The sequence below is a fragment of the Polaromonas sp. P1_E1_2 genome (assembly GCF_056406035.1).
This window is the reverse complement of sequence record NZ_JBFUAZ010000667.1, coordinates 1-2245: the sequence shown is the minus strand read 5'-3', so window position 1 is coordinate 2245 and position 2245 is coordinate 1. Positions and strand designations below refer to the sequence as shown.

At 59.3% G+C, this 2245-nt stretch carries 3 protein-coding genes; all 3 read right to left on the bottom strand.

What is annotated here, in order from left to right; genetic code table 11:
• Positions 1 to 100: 100 nt before the first annotated feature.
• On the bottom strand, positions 101 to 1006 hold the full coding sequence (ppk2, locus tag AC1D1P_RS21475; protein WP_477674368.1) for a polyphosphate kinase 2: 906 nt from the start codon (positions 1004 to 1006) through the stop codon (positions 101 to 103).
• A gap of 257 nt (positions 1007 to 1263) precedes the next feature.
• Entirely contained in the window at positions 1264 to 1503 is a 240-nt protein-coding gene (locus tag AC1D1P_RS21470; protein ID WP_457279214.1) for an HP1242/YdcH family protein, read from the bottom strand.
• Between the two features lie 42 nt (positions 1504 to 1545).
• Positions 1546 to 1983 carry a universal stress protein gene (locus AC1D1P_RS21465; RefSeq protein ID WP_477674367.1) on the bottom strand — a complete coding sequence of 146 codons (438 nt, stop codon included), beginning with the start codon at positions 1981 to 1983 and terminating at the stop codon, positions 1546 to 1548.
• Positions 1984 to 2245 lie beyond the last annotated feature (262 nt).

Below are 2245 nucleotides of genomic sequence, written 5' to 3'. Positions count from 1 at the left end.
GCCGGGCCGCAGGCGCCGCCCCCTCGAGGGGGGAACAGGCTACACGCAGTGAGCCTGGACAGGGGTGGGTCTATTTCTGAAGTGAGCCTGAACGGGGGTGTTAGTAGATTTCCGGTACCACAATKTTTTGTGGGACCGGAACGCGCACATAGTCCTCATGGCGCACCCGTTCGGGCAGCACGATGGGCGGGTGCGGGGTTTCCTGGTAGGGCATCTGCTGCAGCAGGTGGTGGATGCAGTTCAGGCGGGCTTTTTTCTTGTCGTCCGCCTGCACCACCCACCATGGGGCCTCGGGGATGTGGGTGCGGTCCAGCATGATCTCCTTGGCCTTGGTGTACTCCTCCCAGCGGCGGCGTGACTCCAGATCCATGGGGCTGAGCTTCCATTGCTTGAGCGGGTCGTGGATGCGCCCGAGAAAGCGCAGGTGCTGCTCTTCATCGGAAATGGAAAACCAGTACTTGATGAGCTGTATGCCCGAACGCACCAGCATCTTTTCAAACTCCGGCACGGTACGGAAAAAYTCTTCGTACTGRTCGTCGGTGCAAAAGCCCATGACGCGTTCCACGCCGGCGCGGTTGTACCAGCTGCGGTCAAACAGCACGATCTCGCCGGCTGCCGGCAAATGGGACACATAACGCTGGAAGTACCACTGCGTGCGCTCGCGGTCGTTCGGGGCTGGCAATGCCGCCACACGGCAGACGCGCGGATTGAGCCGCTGGGTGATGCGTTTGATCACGCCTCCCTTGCCGGCGGCGTCGCGCCCTTCAAACAAAATCACCACCTTGTGGCCGGTGCTGACCACCCAGTCCTGCAGCTTCACGAGTTCGGCCTGCAGGCGGAACAGCTCACGGAAGTACTGGCGGCGGTCTTCTTTTTCCTGTGCCGCGTCCCTGGGGCTGCGGGCAGGCTGCTCTTCCCCGACAAGCTCGGCCACGGTGCGGTCTTCAATCTCCATCTCCAGCTCTTCGTCGTAGCTGTCGATCAGGTCATTGCGGATCCGCCGCATCAATTCTTCTTCGCTTGAACTCAAGGCTCTCTCCTGCACAACCGGAAATCGGTCAACACCCCAGCGTACCCGCGGCACATGGCAGTTTGATGAAACGGCCGAAAACCGTTGTCCATATCACCGGACTTTCAAGCCACCCTGCAGGGCAGGAACGATGCAAACCCCGTGTCTTGCTTCCTTTTTGATAGCTGCTTGCGCAAGTTCCTATTGGGTTTCAAGGCAGTTTTCCTTAAAAATCAGGAATTCCCATGACGTGATCAGCTTTTCTTGAGGATCTGGTAAATCTCGTCCTTGACCTTGAGCCGCCGCTTTTTCAGGTCTTCCAGCGCCTCGTCCGTGATGACACCCACGCCCTGCTCATACTTTGCAATCGCGTGGTTATCCTCGTCGTAGCGCGCAAAGAGCTCGGCAAAGTGTGGGTCAGACACCTTGAGGCTGCGCATCTTCTGCAGGTATTCCGGAAATTCATGTGCAATGTCGTGGTTCAGAAGGTCCATAAAAGCTCCTTTGTTGGTGTCACGTCATCAGGAAACGGCGGCTCAGTCGCGCACCACCAGCACAGGCAGGTGTGCATGGGAAAGCACCTGGGCGGTGACGCTACCCAGTACCAGTTTTTCAAGCCCGCGGCGGCCATGCGAGCCCATCACGATCAGGTCGGCATTGATCGCCTCGGCGGTGTCAAGAATGCCGCGATAGATGGCATGGCCTTCCACCACCGATCCGGTGGCGGTGATACCCGCCTCCTTGAAAGCTTGCTTGGCTGCGGTGATGGCCTCATTGGCTTCGGCCGTGGCAGCGCTCAGGTATTCAGCCTGCCCGTAGGCAAAGTCGGCGCCCACCCCGGTAAAAGCATAGGGATCTATGACGTAAACGACGGTCACCTCACTCTTGAACGCCTGGGCGACTGCCAATGCATTGCCGATCGCCTTGCGCGAGGTGGAAGAGCCGTCTACAGGAACCAGAATGTGCTTGTACATGATGGAATCTCCTTGAGCCAGGAATGGATTCTGCGGCCGGCGCCCTTCGCGGGTCAATGCCGGCCAGAGCAGGGCCGCTACGGGCCCGCCATGCATCAGTTATAGGGTATTGGGTGACAGGCCGCCGTCAGACAAGGCGCCGAAACCGCAGCGCCTGCGCTGCGCGGGCGTCACTACCCCCCAGCATTCATTCAGGTTTGATATTGGCCGATTTGGCCAGTTGCGCATAACGCGCCAGGTCCACCTTGATCAGCCTGGCAAG